This window comes from Larkinella punicea (assembly GCF_003334855.1).
Lineage (GTDB): Bacteria > Bacteroidota > Bacteroidia > Cytophagales > Spirosomataceae > Larkinella > Larkinella punicea.
In genome coordinates, this window is sequence record NZ_QOWE01000003.1 from 279,513 (window position 1) to 299,339 (window position 19,827).

Genomic DNA, 19,827 nt, shown 5'->3' on the forward strand with positions numbered 1-19,827 from the left:
AGCGAATAGTTTGTAATAACCGCTTTGCCGGACGCAAATTTCCGGTGGTTTCCGCTACGCATATGATTCCAGTTCAACAACTTAAGGCATTTACCAAACAGGTTTTTCAGAAAATAGGCTTTTCCGACGCCGACGCCGACCTGGCGACCACGGTTTTGGTCCAGGCTGACCTCCGGGGGGTCGATTCGCACGGCGTAGCCCGGCTGGCGGGGTATGTCCGTCTATACGATCTTGGACGGTTGAATCCGACTCCCTCAATTCAGGTCGTTCACGAAACGCCGTCGACGGCCGTGGTGGATGGCGACCGGGGTGTTGGGCTGGTCGTCGGGCCGAAAGCGATGCAGATTGCCATCGAAAAAGCGCGTATGGCTGGCACGGGCTGGGTGGCCGTCCGGAATTCCAACCACTTCGGCATTGCTGGCTATCACGCGATGCTGGCGCTCGAACACGATATGATCGGGATGACCATGACCAATGCCGCTCCGCTCGTAGCTCCCACGTTTTCACTCGATAAATTGCTGGGAACCAATCCGATTGCGGTGGCCGTGCCTGCCATGACCCAACCGCCTTTCGTCGCCGACTTTGCCTCCACCGCCGTTGCCTATGGAAAAATGGAGATTCTTCAGCGGAAAGGCCAGGAAGCCCCGCTGGGTTGGGCACAGGATGCGCAGGGCCAGGCGTCGACGGATTCGAATCCGATCAAAAACGGTGGCGCTTTGCTGCCGCTGGGTTCCGACCGCGAACACGGCAGTCACAAAGGCTACGGGTTGGGCGCCATTGTCGATATTTTTTCCGGCGTGTTGTCGGGCGCTAATTACGGTCCCTGGGTACCGCCCTTTGCCACTGCCGGTTTCATGGCCGCTCAGGAAGGCGTTGGGGCCGGAACCGGTCACTTTTTCGGTGCCATGCGCATCGACGCGTTCCGACCCGCCGATGAATTCAAGCAGCACATGGACAACTGGATTGGCGCGTTCCGCAACGCCCGCGCCGTGGAAGGCAAGCAGGTGCTCATCCCCGGCGACCCGGAGCGCGACATGGAAGCCGAGCGCGGAGCAAATGGATTACCGCTGATTGAACCGGTGATGCAGAGTTTGCGGGAATTGGCGGAGCGGTTTGGATTGCAATGGGATTAGAACACCTTCCTTACTACCTTTGTAGCCCCAACAATTACTTGTATGTCCCGCACAGTTGTAACGGCAATTCTGATTATTGCATCGGTTTTACTGGCCACGTTTTCGTTTTATGGCTGGCAAATTTTTAAAACACCTAATCTACAGGTGGGTGAAAACGACAAGGATTTTGAGTTGTTCATCCCGCGTGGGGCGACGTTCAAAACCGTCATGGATTCGTTGGACGCCCACGATGTAGTGCACGATAAAATGTCGTTCCGGTTTCTGGCTCGTTTCATGAAATATACCGACAATGTGAAAAATGGCCGGTATGTGATCAAAAAGGAGATGAGCAACCAGGACGCGATTCGAAAACTGCGGTCGGGTGCTCAGGATCCGATGAAGCTGACATTCAACAACATCCGGTTGAAAGATGAACTGATTGCCAAACTGGGCAGCAAATTCGAATTCGGCCCGCAACCCCTGGACTCGCTGCTGAAAGACCCGGCGGTGTGTGAACGATACGGTTTCGATACGACGACCATCATGTGCATGTTTCTGCCGAATACCTACGAATTTTTCTGGACCACCAGTGCCACGAATTTTCTGGATCGGATGGGGAAAGAATACAAGAAATTCTGGACGCCGGAGCGCCAGCAAAAGGCAAAGAACATGGGGCTGACCCAAACGCAGGTGCAAACGTTGGCGTCCATCGTGGAATCGGAAAGCAAAAAGACCGACGAAAAACCGCGTGTGGCCGGGGTATACTGGAACCGTCTGCAAAAAGGAATGTTGCTGGAAGCCGATCCGACCCTGGTTTTTGCCCACCGCGATTTCTCCATCCGCCGGGTACTGAACGTTCACAAACTCATTGATTCACCGTACAATACCTACCGGTTTAAAGGTTTGCCGCCGGGGCCGATCAACCTGCCGACGCTGAGTTCGATCGATGCGGTTTTGAATCATGAAAACCACGATTACCTGTATTTCGTCGCAAAAAGTGATTTTTCCGGGTATCACACCTTCGCCAAAACCTACGAAGAACACATCAACAACGCCCGGATTTACCACGCGGAGTTGAACAAACGGGGGATTATGAAGTGAAAGAGAAGATAGAGGTGAGACAAGAGAATAAAGAGAAACGCCCTCAGTCTTTATTCTCTTGTCTCACCTCTCACATCTAAGAAAAATGTTCATCTACGACGTTCCACCCATTCGAGTGCGGTATGCCGACACCGACCAGATGGGGTATGTATATTACGGTAATTACGCCCGGTACTACGAAATCGGTCGGGTGGAGGCCTTGCGGAGTCTGGGGTTTCATTACAAGGAAATGGAAGCGTCGGGTGTGATGATGCCGGTGTATGAAAACCGGTCGCGGTATTTGCGCCCGGCGCGGTACGACGATCTGTTGACGATCCGTGTGTCGATTCAGGAAATGCCCGGCGTGCGGATTGTTTTTCACTACGAAATTTACAACCAGAACGGCGAGCACCTGAACACGGGCGAAACCACGCTGGTTTTTATGATGACGGTCACGGGCCGGCTGACCAAATCGCCGGCTGAACTCAACGAAAAACTCAAACCTTTTTTTGAAACGACGGTTTAATTTTCGTCCAGTAACGAATCTTCATCATGTTGGAAAAATTGATGCGGTATAACTCGGTTCAACGGGTTATCATTTACCTGCAAAAGCACCAGGCCTTTGATTCGCGGCAGAATTGGTTTGATTTTCTCAAGTGTTTTATTCCGAAAGTGACCGACAACGACACCAGCGAGCGGGCTGCGTCGGTAGCTTTTAGCCTGATTCTGGCGGTTTTTCCGGCTATCATCTTTCTGTTTACCCTGATTCCGATGATACCGATTCCGAATCTGGAAGGACAGGTGATGGATTTTTTCTCGCAGGTATTACCGGCTTCGACCTACGAAACCGTTAAAACGACGATTTACGACATCATTAGCCGACCGCGGAGCAATGTACTATCGTTCGGTTTTCTGCTCGCCCTCTATGCCGCCACCAACGGGATTCTGTCGCTAATGATGGCCTTTAACTCGTCGCACAAAACTGGTGAACGGCGCGGTTTTTTCAAAACCCGGCTGATTGCCCTGGGGTTAACCATCATGCTGGCCTTAGCCCTGTTTCTGGCCATTGCCGGGCTGGTGGTCGGCGGGGTCGTTACGGACTATCTGATGCACATCAGGATTCTGGATAATGTGGTGGTAACCACGCTTTTGAACATTGCCCGGTATCTGGTGGTTTTCGCGGTTTTTGTTGCTGCCATTTCGATGATCTACAAGTTTGCGCCCGACATCGACATGAAGTGGAAGTTCGTCAATCCCGGTTGTATCATTGCCTCCGTGCTGGTGGTACTGACTACCTATGGTTTTTCGTTTTACGTCTCCAATTTCGGTTCCTACAACAAACTTTACGGATCCATCGGAACGCTCATCGTGCTGATGATCTGGATCAATCTGGTCTGCCTGCTGCTAATTATTGGTTTTGATCTGAACGTTGCACTCTATCAAATGGAGGGCGACAAAAACCCGCAGGTGGGGGAGAAAACAATAAATGCTCCCCAAACCGCTTAGAGAGCATTTACAATAACCCTAACCCAAAATAATCAGAAGCCCAGCTCTCGGCAAGAACTCTGACTGTTTCTTGCTGACAATCAGTATAAAAACCGTGCCAGTCCCGCCGAATACTTAGTATGCGGTTTCCCGCATTTGCATTCTTCCCACTCGCCGTTTGCTAAAAAATGTTGCATTTATGGTTTGAATAATCCATACTATTGTCGCAGAAAGAGTTACGGTCTCTTTGTCCGGTAATTACCTATTCTTCATCATCATTATGGCTGAAACTCTAGTCGTGGAATCACAGGGCCTGCTGGCGGATTACCTGTCGTCGCTCAGGCCGCTGGTAACGGTAATCTGTACCAGTTACAACCACGAACGGTTTATTACCGAGTCACTTCAATCCGTTCTTGACCAGACGTACCCGATGGTTGAACTGATTGTGATCGATAACCACAGCAGCGATCAATCGGTCGATCGGGTTGAAGACCTCCGGCAAAAATATCCCCAAATTCAGTTGATTCGCAATACCGAGAACCTGGGCATTTGTCGGGCGTTCAACCAGGGCCTGAAACTGGCCAAAGGAAAGTATGTCATTGACCTCTCCGCCGATGATGTGATGCAACGCGAACGCATTGCCCGGCAGGTGGCCGGTTTCGAGCGGCTGGCGGGGGATTATGCGGTGATCTTCAGCAATGCCGCCTACATCGACGAAAACAGTCAATTGACCGGCTACCACTATCCGATCAATGCCAGCGGCCTGTCTACCATCACTGTGCCATCGGGCTGGGTCTTCAAGGAAATACTGGCTTCCTACTTTGTTTCGACGCCCACCATGATGATGCGGAAGGATGTGCTGGAAAGCGTGGGTGGTTACGACGAATCGCTAAGTTATGAGGATTTCGATTTCTGGGTGCGCACCGCCCGGAATTATCGCTATCACTACCAGGACGAAGTGTTGACGAGCAAACGAATGGTTCGTAATTCCCTGTCGACTTTGTTTACCGACCGGCAGAATTCCCTGCTGAGTTCTACGCTGAAAGTGTGTTACAAGGCCTTCGACCAATGCCAGACTACGGAAGAATACCAGGCGTTGGCCAAGCGGATTCGCTGGTTTATCCGGCAATGCTTTTACGCCGAGCAGTTTGAATTGGCGTTCCGGTTTAAAGAACTGCTGGAATTCATTGAAAAGCCCGACTTCCAGACAGCCTTAATCTTGCGCCTTTGCAAGTGGCGCATTCCGGTCAATGCACTTTACCGGCGGTATGCTGAATGGCAGCAAAAACGGCAGATCGCTAAAGGTGATGTTCGGTTATTGGTTTGACAAGCATGAAATAACGGGTGGTTGAGAGTGGACAAGAGATGAGAGAATAAAGAGAAGAGAAGGGCGCGCTTCGATCTTTATTCTCTCGTCTCTTCTCTTTTGTCTCCGGTACTCGTTATTTGCAACCAAAATGCGCCAGGTTAGTTAAGCAAATAAGCCATTGAACCTATGTCAGCCGAGTTTTTACGGATTCATCCCGATACCCCTGAAGAGCGAAAAATTCGCCATGTTGTTGATATCCTGCGTGATGGGGGCGTTATCATCTACCCAACCGATACGATTTATGGGCTGGGTTGCGACATTCACAATACCCGCGCCATCGAGCGCATCGCCCGGTTGAAAGGCATCAAACCGCAGAAAAATGATTTTTCGTTTATCTGTCACGATTTGAGCCATATTGCGGATTATGCCAAAGTCAGTAACATGGCCTTTAAAATGATGAAACGGCTGCTGCCCGGACCCTACACTTTTATTCTGGATGTGAGCCACCGCGTGCCGAAAATCCTGCACACCAACAAGCGGACAGTAGGCATCCGGATTCCGGATCACAGCATTCCGCGGGCCATTGTGAAGGAACTGGGCAATCCCATTATTACGACGACCATCAAAGACGATGACGACATTGTCCAATACATCACCGACCCGGAAATCATCTTCGAACGGTTTCAACACCTGGTCGACCTGGTGATCGACGGGGGAATGGGCGGCAACATTCCCTCGACCATCATTGACGCCACTACCGATGACTTTGAAATTGTCCGCCGGGGGCTGGGAGAAATCGAAGCGTAACTATTTTTTTAGATCGGAGAAAAAACGCACCTGTTGCTCATTATTTTTAGATTTCCCTTCCGATTTACGGCAGAGTTTCTATTTTTGGTGCATCTACGGGTTTTTAATCTGTATTTAATTTTAAAGGGTGTGCGGACTGACGTTCGCAGGTAAGTAATATTTCACATTTATTCATCAAAGCACAGTGGTAAACGGAGGGTGTAAGTCGTGCCGAACGGCATGGAAATTGGTTGCAATTACTACAATTCTTATTCAATTCAACGCATTGACAGGCTGCTCGGGCAGCAATGGAAGCGGAGACGAAACGAAAAAATCCGACAGCACGGCGGTTCAAACCCCGGCTCCGGTCACGGACTCGGTTCCGACAGCAACCCCAACCGCAGCCGTAGTGGTTGATACCACAGAAAAAGACCCTCTAAAAGCCGATACGTTGCAATTTGCGGGGACCTTACCCGACACACTGCTACCGAAACACCGGATTCTGGCTTATTACGGTAACCCGCACTCCAAGAGAATGGGTATTTTGGGCGAGTTTCCCCGGGCGGAAATGCTGCAGAAACTGGATCGCGAAGCGGAACGCTGGCAAAAAGCCGATCCGTCGAAACCCATTATAAAAGCCCTTCACCTGGTTGCTATTTCGGCCCAGGGAACCCCCCAGAAAGACGGAAAATACCGTCTGCGGATGAGCGATAAAACGATTCGCAAGGTGATTAGCTGGGGTGCCCAGCACGGCGCAATTGTGTTTCTGGACATTCAGGTGGGTCTGGCGGATTTGAAAGGTGAGCTGGCTTTTCTCGAAAAATACCTGAAACTGCCCTATGTTCACCTCGGCATCGACCCCGAGTTCTCTATGAAAACGGGCGCCCGTCCGGGCACCAAAATCGGAACTTATGATGCGGCTGACATCAATGATGCCGTGCAGTTTCTAAGCCGGGTGGTGAAAGAAAATAATATTCCGCCGAAGGTGCTGGTGGTTCACCGGTTTACACAGCGGATGGTTACCAACTACAAAAACATCAAACTGGATCCGCGGGTTGCCATTGTGATCGACATGGATGGCTGGGGGCCGCCTTCCCTGAAAATCGATTCGTACCGCGATTATATTGTAAAAGAACCCGTGCAGTACACCGGTTTCAAATTGTTTTATTACAACGACAAGAAAAAGGTCGATCACCGGTCGAACCACAAAGTGCCGCACGTGATGGAACCGGCGGAGGTGCTGGCCCTGGAGCCTAAACCGCTCTACATCCAATATCAATAAATACTATTCCCAACAAAGCCTGAAAGGCTTGCATCCATTAACCCCGGGCATCGCCCGGGGCTTTCCCTGTCCTCCATGATGATCGTTGGGCTGGGGATGCCCCGGGCGATGCCCGGAGTTAATGGATGTAAGCCTTTCAGGCTTTGCTGGTCTGCGGGAGGCTATTATTCTGGCAGCCCCGGGCGATGCCCGGAGTTAATGGATGCAAGCCTTTCAGGCTTTGCTGGTCTGCGGGAGGCTATTATTCTGGCAGCCCCGGGCGATGCCCGGGGTTAATGGATGTAAGCCTTTCAGGCTTCACCGAATTTTTGCTACCACTTGACCTGCGTCTTCACGTACTTGTCGCGTTGGTGCTTCCAGCGTTTGTGTGACCAGAGCCAGTCGGAGGGGGCTTTCCGGAGCGTTTTTTCCAGGAGGTCGCGGTATCGGTTCAGGATTTCTCCTTCCGGTAAGGCCAGGTATGGCGGTTCGGCGATGGGATAGAATGTCATGGCGTAGTAACCCCGCCGGACGCGTTCCATTTCAATGTAGAAAACTGGCAAGCCAAAACTCCGGGCCAGTCGCTCCGTGCCCGGATAAAACGGCGTTTCCTGGTTCATGAAAGACGTCCAGTAGCCGTACTCGGGCTGGTCGGGAATCTGATCGGCGACGAGGGCAATCAGCCGAGGGTCGTTCCGCCGGGTCACCATCTCACGAAGCAGCGCTTTCATGGGCACCGGTTTGGCCCCGAAGCTCGAACGAATGAAATGAACCAACCGCTCCGAAACGGGATTGGCCAGTCTTTTGTAAACCGCATCGGCGGGCATGCCATTCACAACGGAAGCAGAGGGTGCCCATTCCCAGTTGCACTGGTGCGATGCCATAACCAGAACCGCCTGCCCCTGTGCCAGTTTGTCCTGCACCAGTTCCTTGTTGGTGAAAAGAACCCGCTTTTGTAACTCGCCGGATGACATGCCCGGCAACTTGAACGTCTCCACCAAAACGTCCGCGAAGTTTCGGTAAAATTTTTTAGCGATCTGGCGACGTTCCGTATCAGATTTTTCAGGAAATGAGCGTTTTAAATTCGTATCGATCACTGTCTTGCGATAACGGATAACGTAGGCCAGCAAAAAGTATAAAACGTCAGAAACCACATACAGGGCGGTAATCGGGACTCGGGAAAGGAAACGAAAAAAAGAGAGTGACATTCGAAAATGGATAATCCGATCCGCAAAATCATACCTCCAAATTAAAATTTTGCGAAACCGTTTGCTTGTTCAATACGAAATTCATTTATTTGGTGCTATCAACGCGTCGAGTATATTGGAAAAGTACCACGTTGGTCAACTAAGTCAGGGAATTCGGATTGAATTGCACTATCTGCCCAGCCTGACCTATTTTACCGCTCTCTTACCCTTCGATACCGTTTGGCTGGAAGCAGCCGAACATTATGGAAAGCAAAGTTACAGAAATCGGTGTTATGTCCTGACAGCAAATGGCATCGACCGATTGACGGTTCCGGTACGCAATGGTACGCACAAGCAATCGATTCGTGACGTGCAGATCGATGACCGTCAAGCCTGGACCGATCGTCACTGGCGATGTTTGGTAACGGCTTACAGCAAAGCTCCGTTTTTTGAGTATTATGCTGATGAACTCGAAGCGGTATTTCGCAGAAAATGGGTCTTTCTGTTTGACCTGAATCTCGAACTGCTGACATTATGTCTGAAATGGCTGCGCTGGCAAAAGACGCTGTTGATGACGAAAGCTTTTGAAAAACAGGCAGGTAGCGGAGTTCTGGATGCTCATGGTCAAATTGCCGACCGGAACGATGCACAAAATGGCAGGTTTTACCGCCCGGTTTCGTACCAGCAGAACTTTGGCAATGTATTTGTACCTGACCTTAGCATTCTGGATTTGATTTTCTGCCAGGGAACAGCCGCCACCGACGTCTTAAAGCAGTCTCTCAACCCGTGAACAATACCGAAAAATTTTTCGTTACTACGAAAAGACGCAACTAAGTACGATACAACCCTAAGCGAATGGAAGCTAAATTTTCGAACCGAGTTAAAGAAGTTATCTCGCTCAGCAGAGAGGAAGCCCTGCGTCTGGGTCACGACTACATTGGTACAGAGCATCTGCTGCTGGGTATGATTCGGGAAGGCGAAGGGGTAGCCGTTGGGTTATTGAAAAAATTGGGCATTTCTCTGGACGAACTGCGCGTGACGATCGAGCAGGCGACCAAAGGAACCGCAACCAACAATGTCAAAAATCTGGCCAATATACCACTCACCCGTCAGTCTGAAAAAGTACTCAAAATCACGTACCTGGAAGCAAAAATCTTCAAGAGTCCGCTGATTGGCACCGAGCACCTGCTCCTGTCGATTCTTCGTGATGAGGACAATGTGGCCACCCAGATTTTGAACAAATTTAATGTCAACTACGAGGTAATAAAGGAAATGCTGGAATATCAATCCTCCGGTACACGTCCGCACATGGGCCCCGAAACTGACGACGACGACAACGACCGTGGCATGTTCGGTAGCAGCAGCTCCGGGTCGGGAAAAGATCCGAAAGGGTCTGAAAAGTCGAGAACGCCGGTTTTGGATAACTTCGGACGTGACCTAACCAAACTCGCCGAATTGGGGAAATTAGACCCGATTGTTGGCCGTGAAAAAGAAATTGAACGCGTCGCCCAGATTCTGAGCCGCCGGAAAAAGAACAACCCGATTTTGATTGGTGAGCCCGGCGTTGGTAAAACCGCCATTGCGGAAGGGCTGGCGCTGCGGATCGTTCAGAAAAAAGTATCGCGGGTGCTGTTTGGCAAACGCGTGGTAACCCTGGATCTGGCGTCGTTAGTCGCCGGGACCAAATACCGCGGTCAGTTTGAAGAACGCATGAAAGCGGTCATGAACGAACTGGAAAAATCGCCGGAAGTGATTCTTTTCATCGATGAGCTTCATACCATTGTCGGTGCCGGTGGTGCTTCGGGCTCGCTCGATGCCTCCAACATGTTCAAACCGGCTCTGGCGCGGGGCGACATTCAATGTATTGGGGCCACCACACTGGACGAATACCGCCAGTATATTGAGAAAGACGGCGCTTTGGCCCGTCGGTTCCAGGTCGTGATGGTCGACGCGACCTCGGTTGAAGAAACCATCGAGATCCTGAACAACATCAAGGACAAGTACGAAGACCACCACCACGTCAACTACACCCAGGAAGCGGTGGAAGCGGCTGTTAAACTGTCGGAGCGGTACATCTCCGACCGGTTTCTGCCCGACAAAGCCATCGACGTTCTGGACGAAGTGGGAGCCCGCGTACACATCTCCAACATCTCGGTTCCCGAAGATATTCTGCGGCTGGAAGACAGCATTGAGAACATCAAGAAGGAGAAAAACCAGGTGGTGAAAAGCCAGAAATACGAAGAAGCCGCCCAGCTTCGCGATAAGGAAAAACGCCTGATCGACCAACTGGACCGCGCCAAACTGGCCTGGGAAGAAGAAACCAAAAAGAAACGGTATACGGTTTCGGAAGAAAACGTAGCTGAGGTTGTCGCCATGATGACCGGTATTCCGACCAGCCGCGTAGCCACCAACGAAGGTGCCAAGTTGCTGAACATGGCCGAACAATTGACTGGTCGCGTGATTGGTCAGGACAAGGCGGTTCAGAAACTGGTGAAAGCCATTCAGCGGACGCGCGTCGGGTTGAAAGATCCCAAGAAACCCATCGGTTCGTTCATCTTCCTCGGCCCAACCGGGGTTGGTAAAACGGAACTGGCGAAAGTGCTGGCTTCCTACCTCTTCGACAAAGACGATGCGCTGGTGCGGATCGATATGTCGGAATACATGGAGAAATTCAGCGTAAGCCGGCTGGTTGGAGCTCCTCCGGGTTATGTAGGTTACGAAGAAGGCGGTCAGTTGACGGAAAAAATCCGTCGGAAACCGTACTCTGTGGTTCTGCTGGATGAGATCGAAAAAGCGCACCCGGATGTGTTCAACATTCTGCTGCAAGTGCTCGACGACGGTATTTTGACGGATGGTTTGGGTCGCCGGGTCGATTTCCGGAACACCATCATCATCATGACGTCGAACATCGGGGTTCGTGACCTGAAAGATTTCGGTTCCGGTATCGGTTTTGCCACCCGTGGCAAGTCCGAAAACCAGGACGAGATCATGAAGAGCACAATTCAGAATGCGCTGCGGAAAGCCTTCTCGCCGGAATTCCTGAACCGTCTGGACGATGTGATCGTGTTCAACTCGCTGCAACGCGAAGACATTCACAAGATCATCGACCTGATGCTGGGCAAACTGCTTGGTCGCGTTACAAGCCTGGGCTACAAAGTCGAACTGACGGAAAAAGCGAAAGACTTCCTGTCGGAAAAAGGCTACGACCCCCAATACGGTGCGCGTCCGTTAAGCCGGGCGATCCAGAAGTTCCTGGAAGATCCCGTCGCGGAAGAAATTCTGAAAGGCGATCTGAAGGAAGGCGATGTGATCATGGCCGACTACGAAGAGAACGGCGAAAACCTGACCATCACCGTGAAGAAGCACGAGCAGGTGACTGAATAAGGCGAATTAAGAACAATTAAGATACGATTTCGAATAGGCTGGACACAAGTTCAGCCTATTTTTTTGGAAGTTGATGGGAATTGCAGCGGATTGGTTTGGGAATGTTGAACCGGTATTATTATTGCTCTATTCTTTCCGTAACTCAACTTCTTATGAAATTCATAGCTACTCTGTCTTCTTGCCTTCTTTTCGTGCAACTCTCATTTGCCCAAACAGAACTAGGCCGGGCTCTCTGGAGCGGTAATCTGCAAATCAATACCACCCAACTCGCAGGCGACTACCCCAACGGTTATACCCGGCGGAGTCCTCAACTCAATTTTTCCATCAACCACGGGGTTTTTCTGCAAAGCAACTGGATGCTGGGGCTGGCGGTCAGTGGTTCCCATTACAAACAGGTGAATGCAAACACCATTCCGCTCAACCAGCAGTATACGAGGGGCGGCCTGTCGGCTTTTGTTCGAAAATATTGGGGTACCAACAACTGGCGAATTTATGCCGGGGGCGGCATCGGCGGCAGTCTCGATCAGTACCGCCAGGAAGTGTATGATGCCACAACGAGCATCCGGAGTGAAAACCGCACGAATACCTACCAGGTTTCGCCCTTCACCCAGATTGGGGGCGTCTATTTTCTGGATGGCCGCTGGGGCATGGAGGTCTCGACCAACAGCACCATTTTCCCTTTTACGTTTAGCGGATTGACAGCGGGATTGATTTACATGACCGGTCGGACGCGGTCGGAACGGGAGATTCAGGCGGCAACGCCACCGACGGTTGGCTCCCAGGCCCGCGCCGGGCGGTTTACGGTCGGGGCGAGTGTGGTTTTTTCGGGATCGAAAGAAGACGTAAACCTTCGGACTTTTGAATCCCAGAGCCTGATTGCCGCTCCGGCATTCGGTTTTTTTGTCGCCAATAATTTTTTAGTAGGTCTTTCGGTTCCCATCACCTGGAGCAAGAACCAGGGAGCCAACTCCACCAGCGAAACCAGCCTGGGCTTTGCGCCCTACGTTCGGGCCTACCTGTCTAACACCCGGCTTCGTCCGTATGTCGGAGCGACGTTCACGTATTCCGCCTATTCTTTTAAGCAGGATCCTTTTCCGAAAGAACAAATTAACCACACCGCCGGGGGGACACTCAATGCCGGGTTAGCCTATCTGATCGGGCAGAATTTCATTGCGGAAGCCAACCTGCTGAATCTCAATGTCAGCAAGCAGACGCAAAACAACGAGTTGAAAAACGGGCTGTGGCTACAGGGGTTGCAGGTGACCACCTCACCGGCTTTTACGGTTCAGTACGTTTTTTAGAAACCGGTGGTTTAAAAAGGGCTGCATACGGTTTTACTCACCAGTTGATACAACAGATCAATCGCTTCTTTGGACGTTTCGATACCGTGGCCGGTTTGGCGTAAAATCTGGCTACACTGTAGCGTCAGAATGTGCTCTTCGGCCAGCCGAATGGTTGTGTCGGGCGGGAAGAGCGGGTCGTTTTCCCCCAGAATCAGGTAAATATCCGTGGTGATCCGATGCAACTCTTCTTTCCTGAGGGGAGCCGGATAGTCGCCCCGAAACCGGTGGTTCACCAGCGCATACAGGAGGTAATCGCTGACGAGTTGTCGATAAGCGCGCGGAACCGTGTGGTTTGGAGGACAGAAAATGGCCTTATCCAGAAACGTGTTCAAATTACCCGGTGTCGGAAACACCATCGGCAGCAGGTTGTAGTAGAGATTTCGGATTGAGGTTGAAAAGGACTGAATACCTGCTGGATTGATCAGAATGGCCTTATTGACCCGTTCCGGGGATTCCAGGCAGAGCTTCAGACAGATCAGTCCGCCGAGTGAAGCACCTGCAAGGGTCGTTGTCTTCAAACCCAGCCCGTCGAGCAGTTCGGTTGCCCACATCCCATAGTCGTTCGATTTCACGCCGGGACTTTGCCCATCGCTCAGGCTGGGCTGTCCATTGACATCAACAAGGAAATACCGGTACGTTTCGCGGAAAGGCTGCAACGCATTGTCCAGATCCCAGAACAGGCCGCAGGTCCGGGCACCCGGAAAAAAGACCATCGTCGGTGCGTCCTGCAAATGCGTATTGGCCGCCCAAATCCGGGTGTTGCCGAACGACGTGGAAACCGTAATCCGCTCGTACCTAAACCCGTTCAGGGCTTCCACCTGCTGGTTCCAGTCTTCCAGAAAAAAAGTGGCTTCGGCTGGGTTTTTAAACGTTGATCGGCGGGGTGATTGCATATTAATTCGGGATAGGATGTGCCTCAATGAACAAAAATAGTGCTCCGTGGCCGAAGGATATAAAACCAATGAATAACGGGTAGCTATGGGTTGACAACTGGCAAATTCGGGAGAAAACCGGGTAGAAAACCGGTCAAAATTCGGTCAAAATAATCTCCCCGGAGCCTAATCAACAAAATTCGTACAAATCCACGTCGATTGGACCGGGCCTTTCTGGATTTATAAGACGGTATTGGGGCAAAGACCAATGGCGCGTGTTTGCGGGGGGCGGTTTATCGATTCATTACGGAATCGTTGATTACAATGCTGCCGTTACAAACCGATCGGATGAAAATTCCTTTTTCATTCAGCCATACGTGCAGGTAGGAGCCGCTTATTACCTCACCGACCGGATTGGCCTGGAAGCTTCAGCCAGTTCAAATTCATTTCCGCTTCATTTTAGCAGCTTTGGACTTGGTCTAACCATTCTGACTGGTGTGACCAGAAATGGGCCAGAGGGATACGAGGCTCCTCAAACGGGAAAGGGGCGTTGGGTGTTAGGAGGGCAACTCGGTTTCTTCACCCAGGGCACCAAGCCCGGCGTAGCCTATCCGGAAGGACAACGAACAACGGAGTTCTCGATCGCTCCTTCGGTCGGATGGTTTGTTAAAAAGAATCTTTTACTCGGTGTTTCGATTCCGATTGTTGCCCGATGGCAGGAGGAGAGGTCAGGGTTTTCTTATGGACTCAATCCTTATCTGAAAAAATACATTTCTGATAACCGGCTACGGCCTTTTGTTGGGGGCGATTTTAGTTACCAAATTTCCGGAAACAAACCGGACGGTGGCTATGGCTCCGTCCAAAAGGCGGGCCTGGCAGCGAGTGCCGGTTTGGCCTATTTTTTGGGTGATCGGTTTATCGTGGAAGCTACGCTGGGACGGATTTACGTTGATCGCAGTTTTTACCCGAAAGACCAGAAAATGGATCAATGGTCGGGTGGAGCATCGGCAACGCTGCAACCGGGCTTTTCCATCAATTATGTTCTTGATTGAAATAAAAAACTGGTCAAGTTGCCGGGGCTTGACCGGTTTTTTTGCTACTATTCTCTGGTGATCGTTTACTTCAAGGCCTTGGCACACTCCTCCACTTTGTCGGTATTGATGTAATCGACCCCAATCTTGGCCAGTTGTTTCCAGGAATTGGCATTGTCGGGGGCGGCCCAGAAACGGATGGGTTTGTCCTGAGCGTGCGCCCGTTTGATAAATCGTTTCAGCGTTTCCCGGTCCTTGTCCGGCATTTCTCCCTCGCCATTCCAGCGGGAATAGGTTTGAAAGGTGTCGCTGAAAAGGGCGACGTGTTTGATCGTTTCATCGTCGTATAATTCGCTGGGCCGTCCGTCGAACAGGATGTAGGCGGGGTAGTCGATCCAGTTGGCAATGGGCGGACGGCTGCCGCTGACCACCAGTTGAATGGCCATCGGATTCATGGCCCGGTCGAAGCAGGTACGGTAGGGTGCCACGGCTTTCTGCAACTCCTCAATGGCTTCAACGCCATTGTCCTTCAGATCGATCAATAGCTGAAACGTGTATTTCCGGTCTTTGCTCACCGAGCCATTGGCCGACTGGCGGCTTTTGTTTTGCCCAAACAAGGTGGCAATGGGCTTTAAATACAGCGAATCCAGTGTGCGGCCCGGCTGAATTTGGGATTTATCGTGGGCAACCATTAACTTACCGTCAACCAGAAAAACGTCGGCTTCAATAGAACCGGCCTGGCTGCGGATTGCGGCCGTTAGCGGCTCCGGTTTTTCGTAATCGTTATGAGCGTGAACTTTCTGGGCAACACTCCATTGACTCCAACAAACGATCAAACAGATACATATAAACCTTGCCATAATGATGAGAGAATGTTCGGTGAAGGGACAGGGATTCGTTTCGCAACAGAAATTGGGTTTTCTTTCCGGTTTGCTGTGGAAAATAAATCGCTGATGCGACTCTTTGCAACGTTTCGGGCAAAAGTAGTCGGATGATCGAATATATACTACTATTTTTGCGGCCAATCTTACAAAGCCTCGTTACTTACATTTTACTCCATGAGTTTACTTCAAGGAAAAGTTGCATTGATAACCGGAGCCTCCCGGGGCATCGGTCGGGCCATTGCCATTCGGTTTGCCCAGGAGGGCGCCGATATCGCGTTTACGTATCTCTCCAGCGTTGAAAAAGGGCAGGCACTGGAAGCCGAACTGGCGGCTTTTGGGGTCAGGGTAAAGGGCTATCGTTCCGATGCTTCGGATTATAAAGCCGCCGAAGAACTGGCGAACCAGATCATAGCCGATTTTGGCACCATTGATGCCGTGGTCAACAATGCCGGCATTACCCGCGACGGCCTGCTGATGCGGATGAGCGAAGAACAATGGGATGTCGTTATCAACGTTAATCTGAAGTCGGTCTTTAACCTGACCAAAGCCGTGATCAAACCGATGATGAAAGCCAAGAAAGGCTCCATCATCAACCTGACTTCCGTGGTCGGGATCCGGGGCAATGCCGGTCAGGCCAATTATGCCGCTTCCAAAGCCGGTATTATCGGATTTACCAAGTCGGTCGCGCTGGAACTGGGCTCCCGCAACATTCGTTCGAATGCCATTGCGCCCGGTTTTATCGAAACCGAAATGACCGGCGAAATCAACGAGAAAGCCGTAGAAGAATGGAAGCAGTCGATCCCGCTCCGGCGCGGTGGACAACCGGAAGAAGTCGCTGACTGCGCCGTTTTCCTGGCTTCCGACTTGTCCCGCTACATCACCGGACAGGTGCTGCAGGTGGACGGGGGAATGCTTACTTAAATGAGTTAAGAGTTATGAGTTAAGAATGAAGAGTTGGTCGCCCAAATGGTTGACTGACATATTATTTAACTCTTAACTTTTAACTCTTAACTCTTAACTGAAAGATGCGCTCCGAACTTTATTTCCAATCGTCTCCCTGGTGGTTACTGCTGTGTCTGGCGGTTGGGGCGGCCTATGCGTTTGCGTTGTACCAGCGGAACTCCGGATGGAGTCAGCGGATGAATCTCTCCCTGGCCGCGTTCCGGTTTCTGGTGGTCAGCACCGTGTGTTTTCTGCTGCTCAATCCACTGATTCGCAGCACGCAGACCATCACCGAAAAACCCAAAGTGGTTCTGGCGATTGATAATTCGGAGTCGATGATGGTGGGCGGAAGGCCACAGCTCGACCGCGCCCTCGAAGCAGCCAACCAACTGCGCGAGCGGCTGACGAGCGACGACATCGACGTGTCGGTGCAAACGCTGGGAGACAGCCTGGTAGCCGGTGACCTGAAAACGATTCCGTTCAACCAGCGAACCACCGATTTGTCGAATCTGCTGGGCGGAATTCGAAATGCCTACGAAGGCCGGAACCTGACCGACGTGGTGCTGATTTCGGACGGCATTGCCAACCAGGGGCTTTCGCCAACGTTCGGGCGGTATAACTTTGCCCTGCACACTGTGGGCGTGGGTGACACCATTTCGAAGCGCGATATACAACTGAAAGACGCCGTTGCCAATAAAATTGCCTACCTCGGCAACCAGTTTCCGATTCAGGCCGATGTGGTCAGCTACGGTTTTCAGGGCCGCAGCGGAACCGTGGTGTTGCGGCAGAACGGCAAGGAACTGAGCCGGCAAACCGTCAACTTCAGCCAGGCCGAAACCTTTCAGCAACTGACTTTTCAGGCGTTTTCGAACCAGAAGGGCATGCAGCATTACGTCGTCGAAGTGTTGCCCCAGGACGGTGAATTTACCCCCCGCAACAACCGCCGGGATGTGTATATCGACATCATCGACGGCAAGGAGAAAATTCTGTTGCTGGCCCTGAGTCCGCACCCGGACGTGAAAGCCCTGCGCAGCATTATTGAGAAAAACCAGAACTACGAGCTAGACATTCGCATTCTGAACGGCGGAACCGCCGAGATTCCGGACAAGGTCTACGATCTGGTGATTCTTCATCAATTGCCGGATAACCAGAACGCCGGTGCCGCCGTGGTGCAGCGCGTCATGCAAAAAAATACACCCCTGCTGTTTATTCTAGGGACTCAGTCGGGCCTGCAATCGTTCAATGGCCTGAATCCGGTGGTTCAGGTGGTGGCGGGTGGTGGTCAAACCGACAAAGTAACCGGACGGTTTAATCCTGATTTCCGTCAACTGAATCTGGATGCGCAGAAACTGACCCTGCTGGATCGGTTGCCGCCCATGCTGGTTCCATTCGGCGATTACAAGCTGTCGCCGGGCAGTGAAGTGGTGCTGTGGCAGCAGGTGGGAAGTGTTCGGACGAGCAAACCGTTGCTGGCCATCAACATCACGACGCCACGCAAAGCCGCCGTTCTGGCGGGGGAAGGATTCTGGGAATGGCGTCTCGAAGAATTTGCCCTGACCGATAACCAGGCCGTTGTGGACGAGCTGATCCAGAAAGTGATGCAACTGGTTTCGATCAAGGAAGACCGCCGGAAACTGCGGGTGTATCCGATTCGGAACGAATTTCTGGCGGGCGAGAAGGTGACGTTCGAGACCGAAATGTACAACGACATTTACGAAAAACTGTTCGACCGGCCGGTTCGGCTGGAAATCACCAACGAGCGGGCGGTTCCGCGGAGTTTTAACTACACACCGACCGGCAGTAATTCCCGGTTTGAGGTGAGCAATTTGCCGGAGGGCGTCTATCGCTTCCGGGCCACGGCCTCACTCAATGGCCGGACGGAAACCGCCAGTGGCGAATTTATCGTGCGGGAGCAGCAGTTTGAAGCCATCAACACCACCGCCGACCACATGATGCTCCGGCAGTTGGCGCAGCAAACCGGTGGCCGTTTCTACAACGCGTCGACGCTGGCATCGCTGGCAGACGATCTGGTAAAAAACAAACCACCCGGACGACTGAGCAGCAATGAAGAACTGAACGAACTTATTAATTTACGCTGGTTGTTTTTCCTGATCGTCATTCTGATCAGTGCCGAGTGGGGATTGCGGAAATATCATGGAGCGTATTAATAAGAAGGACGGAATCAAGGAGGAAGGAAGGAGAGTAAGCGAAGAAAGGATGATGAAATGGAAAGGAATACGAACTATTTTTCTGCTGTTTTTCCTCCTTTCCTCCCTTCCTCCCTTCCTCCCTTTTTCCTTCGCGCAGGACACGACCAGTCGGGCGGCTGAACCCTGCTATCGCTGCCGGCTCCGTAATTTGCTCATTGCCGAAACCGTCGTCTACGGGAGTACCATTTACGGCCTGAGCCGGGCGTGGTATGACAACCCGCTGACCAATTTTCATTTTTTTAACGACAACCGGGAGTGGCTGCAAATCGATAAGGTGGGCCACATGGTGACGGCCTACCAGATTGCCCGGGTTTCGGCACAGGCGTACCGTTGGGCGGGTTTGTCGGATCGGAAAGCCGCCATTTATGCCGGGATTACCGGTCTGGTTTTTCAAACGCCCATCGAAATTTTGGACGGTTTTTCGCCCGAATACGGTTTTTCGGTGGGGGACATGATTGCGAACATGGCAGGCCCCGCTTTGTATACGGGACAATACCTGGCCTGGGGTGAACTGCGGATTCAGCCGAAATTTTCGTTTCACAACACCGCGTTGGCAAAAGTGCGTCCGAATTTGCTGGGCAGTAGCTGGAATGAGCGGTGGCTGAAAGATTATAACGGGCAAACGTATTGGTTATCGATTAATCCGTCGACCTTTGCCCGGCGGGATTCAAAATTGCCCAAATGGCTGAATATTGCCGTGGGGTATGGAATTCAGGATATGGTTGCGGCCGAAACATCGAAAAGCATCGAGCTTGGGTACCGGCCCTACCGGCAGTATTACCTGTCGCTGGACATTGATTTCACCCGGATACCGACCCGAAAAAAAGGCTTGAAAACGTTGTTCTTTTTGTTGAATACGCTGAAAATGCCCGCACCGACGCTGGAATACAACGGTCGGAACGGTTTTCAGTTTCATGCGTTATACTTTTAGTAGAGTACAT

General features: G+C 51.6%; 17 protein-coding genes. 14 read left to right on the forward strand and 3 right to left on the reverse strand.

All coding sequences use genetic code 11. The features are described 5' to 3' along the window. The first annotated feature begins 62 nt into the window (after positions 1-62). From DUE52_RS04770 to DUE52_RS04800, 7 genes are all read left to right on the forward strand, one after another. Positions 63-1,133 (forward strand): Ldh family oxidoreductase, encoded by a 1,071-nt coding sequence (locus DUE52_RS04770; RefSeq protein WP_114404821.1) that lies wholly within the window; start codon positions 63-65, stop codon positions 1,131-1,133. A 42-nt stretch (positions 1,134-1,175) separates the two neighbouring features. Further along, positions 1,176-2,213, forward strand: coding sequence for an endolytic transglycosylase MltG (gene mltG / locus DUE52_RS04775; RefSeq protein ID WP_114404822.1), 1,038 nt, complete (start codon positions 1,176-1,178; stop codon positions 2,211-2,213). A gap of 85 nt (positions 2,214-2,298) precedes the next feature. Next, positions 2,299-2,718: an acyl-CoA thioesterase gene (locus DUE52_RS04780; RefSeq protein WP_114404823.1), complete on the forward strand. Its 420-nt coding sequence runs from the start codon at positions 2,299-2,301 to the stop codon at positions 2,716-2,718. Between the two features lie 26 nt (positions 2,719-2,744). After that, positions 2,745-3,698, forward strand: coding sequence for a YihY/virulence factor BrkB family protein (locus DUE52_RS04785; protein WP_114404824.1), 954 nt, complete (start codon positions 2,745-2,747; stop codon positions 3,696-3,698). A gap of 259 nt (positions 3,699-3,957) precedes the next feature. Beyond that, positions 3,958-5,004, forward strand: a complete 1,047-nt coding sequence (locus DUE52_RS04790; RefSeq protein ID WP_114404937.1) for a glycosyltransferase family 2 protein — start codon at positions 3,958-3,960, stop codon at positions 5,002-5,004. A gap of 168 nt (positions 5,005-5,172) precedes the next feature. Continuing rightward, positions 5,173-5,793, forward strand: coding sequence for an L-threonylcarbamoyladenylate synthase (locus DUE52_RS04795; protein WP_114404825.1), 621 nt, complete (start codon positions 5,173-5,175; stop codon positions 5,791-5,793). 265 nt (positions 5,794-6,058) lie between these two features. Further along, a complete protein-coding gene (locus tag DUE52_RS04800; RefSeq protein ID WP_229312065.1) occupies positions 6,059-7,054 on the forward strand; it encodes a hypothetical protein in 996 nt (331 codons plus the stop codon). A 311-nt stretch (positions 7,055-7,365) separates the two neighbouring features. On the opposite strand, the gene DUE52_RS04805 is transcribed toward DUE52_RS04800, so the two are convergent. Next, positions 7,366-8,241, reverse strand: coding sequence for a lysophospholipid acyltransferase family protein (locus tag DUE52_RS04805; RefSeq protein WP_114404826.1), 876 nt, complete (start codon positions 8,239-8,241; stop codon positions 7,366-7,368). A 115-nt stretch (positions 8,242-8,356) separates the two neighbouring features. On the opposite strand from DUE52_RS04805, the gene DUE52_RS04810 reads away from it, so the two are divergent. From DUE52_RS04810 to DUE52_RS04820, 3 genes are all read left to right on the forward strand, one after another. After that, the gene (locus DUE52_RS04810; protein ID WP_114404939.1) at positions 8,357-9,010 is read left to right on the forward strand and encodes a WbqC family protein; all 654 of its coding nucleotides are present in this window, start codon (positions 8,357-8,359) and stop codon (positions 9,008-9,010) included. A 65-nt stretch (positions 9,011-9,075) separates the two neighbouring features. Next, a complete protein-coding gene (locus DUE52_RS04815) occupies positions 9,076-11,604 on the forward strand; it encodes an ATP-dependent Clp protease ATP-binding subunit (RefSeq protein WP_114404827.1) in 2,529 nt (842 codons plus the stop codon). Positions 11,605-11,795: 191 nt separating this feature from the next. Continuing rightward, the gene (locus tag DUE52_RS04820; protein WP_114404828.1) at positions 11,796-12,905 is read left to right on the forward strand and encodes a hypothetical protein; all 1,110 of its coding nucleotides are present in this window, start codon (positions 11,796-11,798) and stop codon (positions 12,903-12,905) included. An 11-nt stretch (positions 12,906-12,916) separates the two neighbouring features. Here DUE52_RS04820 and DUE52_RS04825 read toward each other — a convergent pair whose 3' ends face one another. After that, positions 12,917-13,840, reverse strand: a complete 924-nt coding sequence (locus DUE52_RS04825; protein WP_114404829.1) for an alpha/beta fold hydrolase — start codon at positions 13,838-13,840, stop codon at positions 12,917-12,919. 356 nt (positions 13,841-14,196) lie between these two features. Between DUE52_RS04825 and DUE52_RS04830 the strand changes: the two genes are divergently transcribed. Beyond that, positions 14,197-14,871, forward strand: a complete 675-nt coding sequence (locus DUE52_RS04830; protein ID WP_133299763.1) for a hypothetical protein — start codon at positions 14,197-14,199, stop codon at positions 14,869-14,871. A 65-nt stretch (positions 14,872-14,936) separates the two neighbouring features. Here the strand turns inward: DUE52_RS04830 and DUE52_RS04835 are convergent, their stop codons facing one another. Then, the gene (locus DUE52_RS04835; RefSeq protein ID WP_114404831.1) at positions 14,937-15,710 is read right to left on the reverse strand and encodes a phosphatidylinositol-specific phospholipase C/glycerophosphodiester phosphodiesterase family protein; all 774 of its coding nucleotides are present in this window, start codon (positions 15,708-15,710) and stop codon (positions 14,937-14,939) included. Between the two features lie 198 nt (positions 15,711-15,908). On the opposite strand from DUE52_RS04835, the gene fabG reads away from it, so the two are divergent. The 3 genes from fabG (at position 15,909) to DUE52_RS04850 (ending at position 19,817) form a co-directional block, all read left to right on the forward strand. Continuing rightward, positions 15,909-16,655 carry a 3-oxoacyl-[acyl-carrier-protein] reductase gene (fabG, locus tag DUE52_RS04840; protein WP_114404832.1) on the forward strand — a complete coding sequence of 249 codons (747 nt, stop codon included), beginning with the start codon at positions 15,909-15,911 and terminating at the stop codon, positions 16,653-16,655. Positions 16,656-16,759: 104 nt separating this feature from the next. Then, on the forward strand, positions 16,760-18,844 hold the full coding sequence (locus DUE52_RS04845; RefSeq protein WP_114404833.1) for a vWA domain-containing protein: 2,085 nt from the start codon (positions 16,760-16,762) through the stop codon (positions 18,842-18,844). Between the two features lie 49 nt (positions 18,845-18,893). Further along, positions 18,894-19,817 carry a DUF2279 domain-containing protein gene (locus DUE52_RS04850; protein WP_229312066.1) on the forward strand — a complete coding sequence of 308 codons (924 nt, stop codon included), beginning with the start codon at positions 18,894-18,896 and terminating at the stop codon, positions 19,815-19,817. The last annotated feature ends 10 nt before the right edge of the window (positions 19,818-19,827 follow it).

Excerpts from the sequence above, each read along its gene's own strand:
- DUE52_RS04835 (WP_114404831.1), bottom strand. The coding sequence starts at position 15,710 with ATGGCAAGGTTTATATGTATCTGTTTGATCGTTTGTTGGAGTCAATGG.
- DUE52_RS04805 (WP_114404826.1), bottom strand. The coding sequence starts at position 8,241 with ATGTCACTCTCTTTTTTTCGTTTCCTTTCCCGAGTCCCGATTACCGCC.
- DUE52_RS04825 (WP_114404829.1), bottom strand. The coding sequence starts at position 13,840 with ATGCAATCACCCCGCCGATCAACGTTTAAAAACCCAGCCGAAGCCACT.
- mltG (WP_114404822.1), top strand. The coding sequence starts at position 1,176 with ATGTCCCGCACAGTTGTAACGGCAATTCTGATTATTGCATCGGTTTTA.
- DUE52_RS04795 (WP_114404825.1), top strand. The coding sequence starts at position 5,173 with ATGTCAGCCGAGTTTTTACGGATTCATCCCGATACCCCTGAAGAGCGA.
- DUE52_RS04845 (WP_114404833.1), top strand. The coding sequence starts at position 16,760 with ATGCGCTCCGAACTTTATTTCCAATCGTCTCCCTGGTGGTTACTGCTG.
- DUE52_RS04770 (WP_114404821.1), top strand. The coding sequence starts at position 63 with ATGATTCCAGTTCAACAACTTAAGGCATTTACCAAACAGGTTTTTCAG.
- DUE52_RS04850 (WP_229312066.1), top strand. The coding sequence starts at position 18,894 with ATGATGAAATGGAAAGGAATACGAACTATTTTTCTGCTGTTTTTCCTC.
- DUE52_RS04815 (WP_114404827.1), top strand. The coding sequence starts at position 9,076 with ATGGAAGCTAAATTTTCGAACCGAGTTAAAGAAGTTATCTCGCTCAGC.
- DUE52_RS04790 (WP_114404937.1), top strand. The coding sequence starts at position 3,958 with ATGGCTGAAACTCTAGTCGTGGAATCACAGGGCCTGCTGGCGGATTAC.
- DUE52_RS04780 (WP_114404823.1), top strand. The coding sequence starts at position 2,299 with ATGTTCATCTACGACGTTCCACCCATTCGAGTGCGGTATGCCGACACC.
- DUE52_RS04785 (WP_114404824.1), top strand. The coding sequence starts at position 2,745 with ATGTTGGAAAAATTGATGCGGTATAACTCGGTTCAACGGGTTATCATT.
- fabG (WP_114404832.1), top strand. The coding sequence starts at position 15,909 with ATGAGTTTACTTCAAGGAAAAGTTGCATTGATAACCGGAGCCTCCCGG.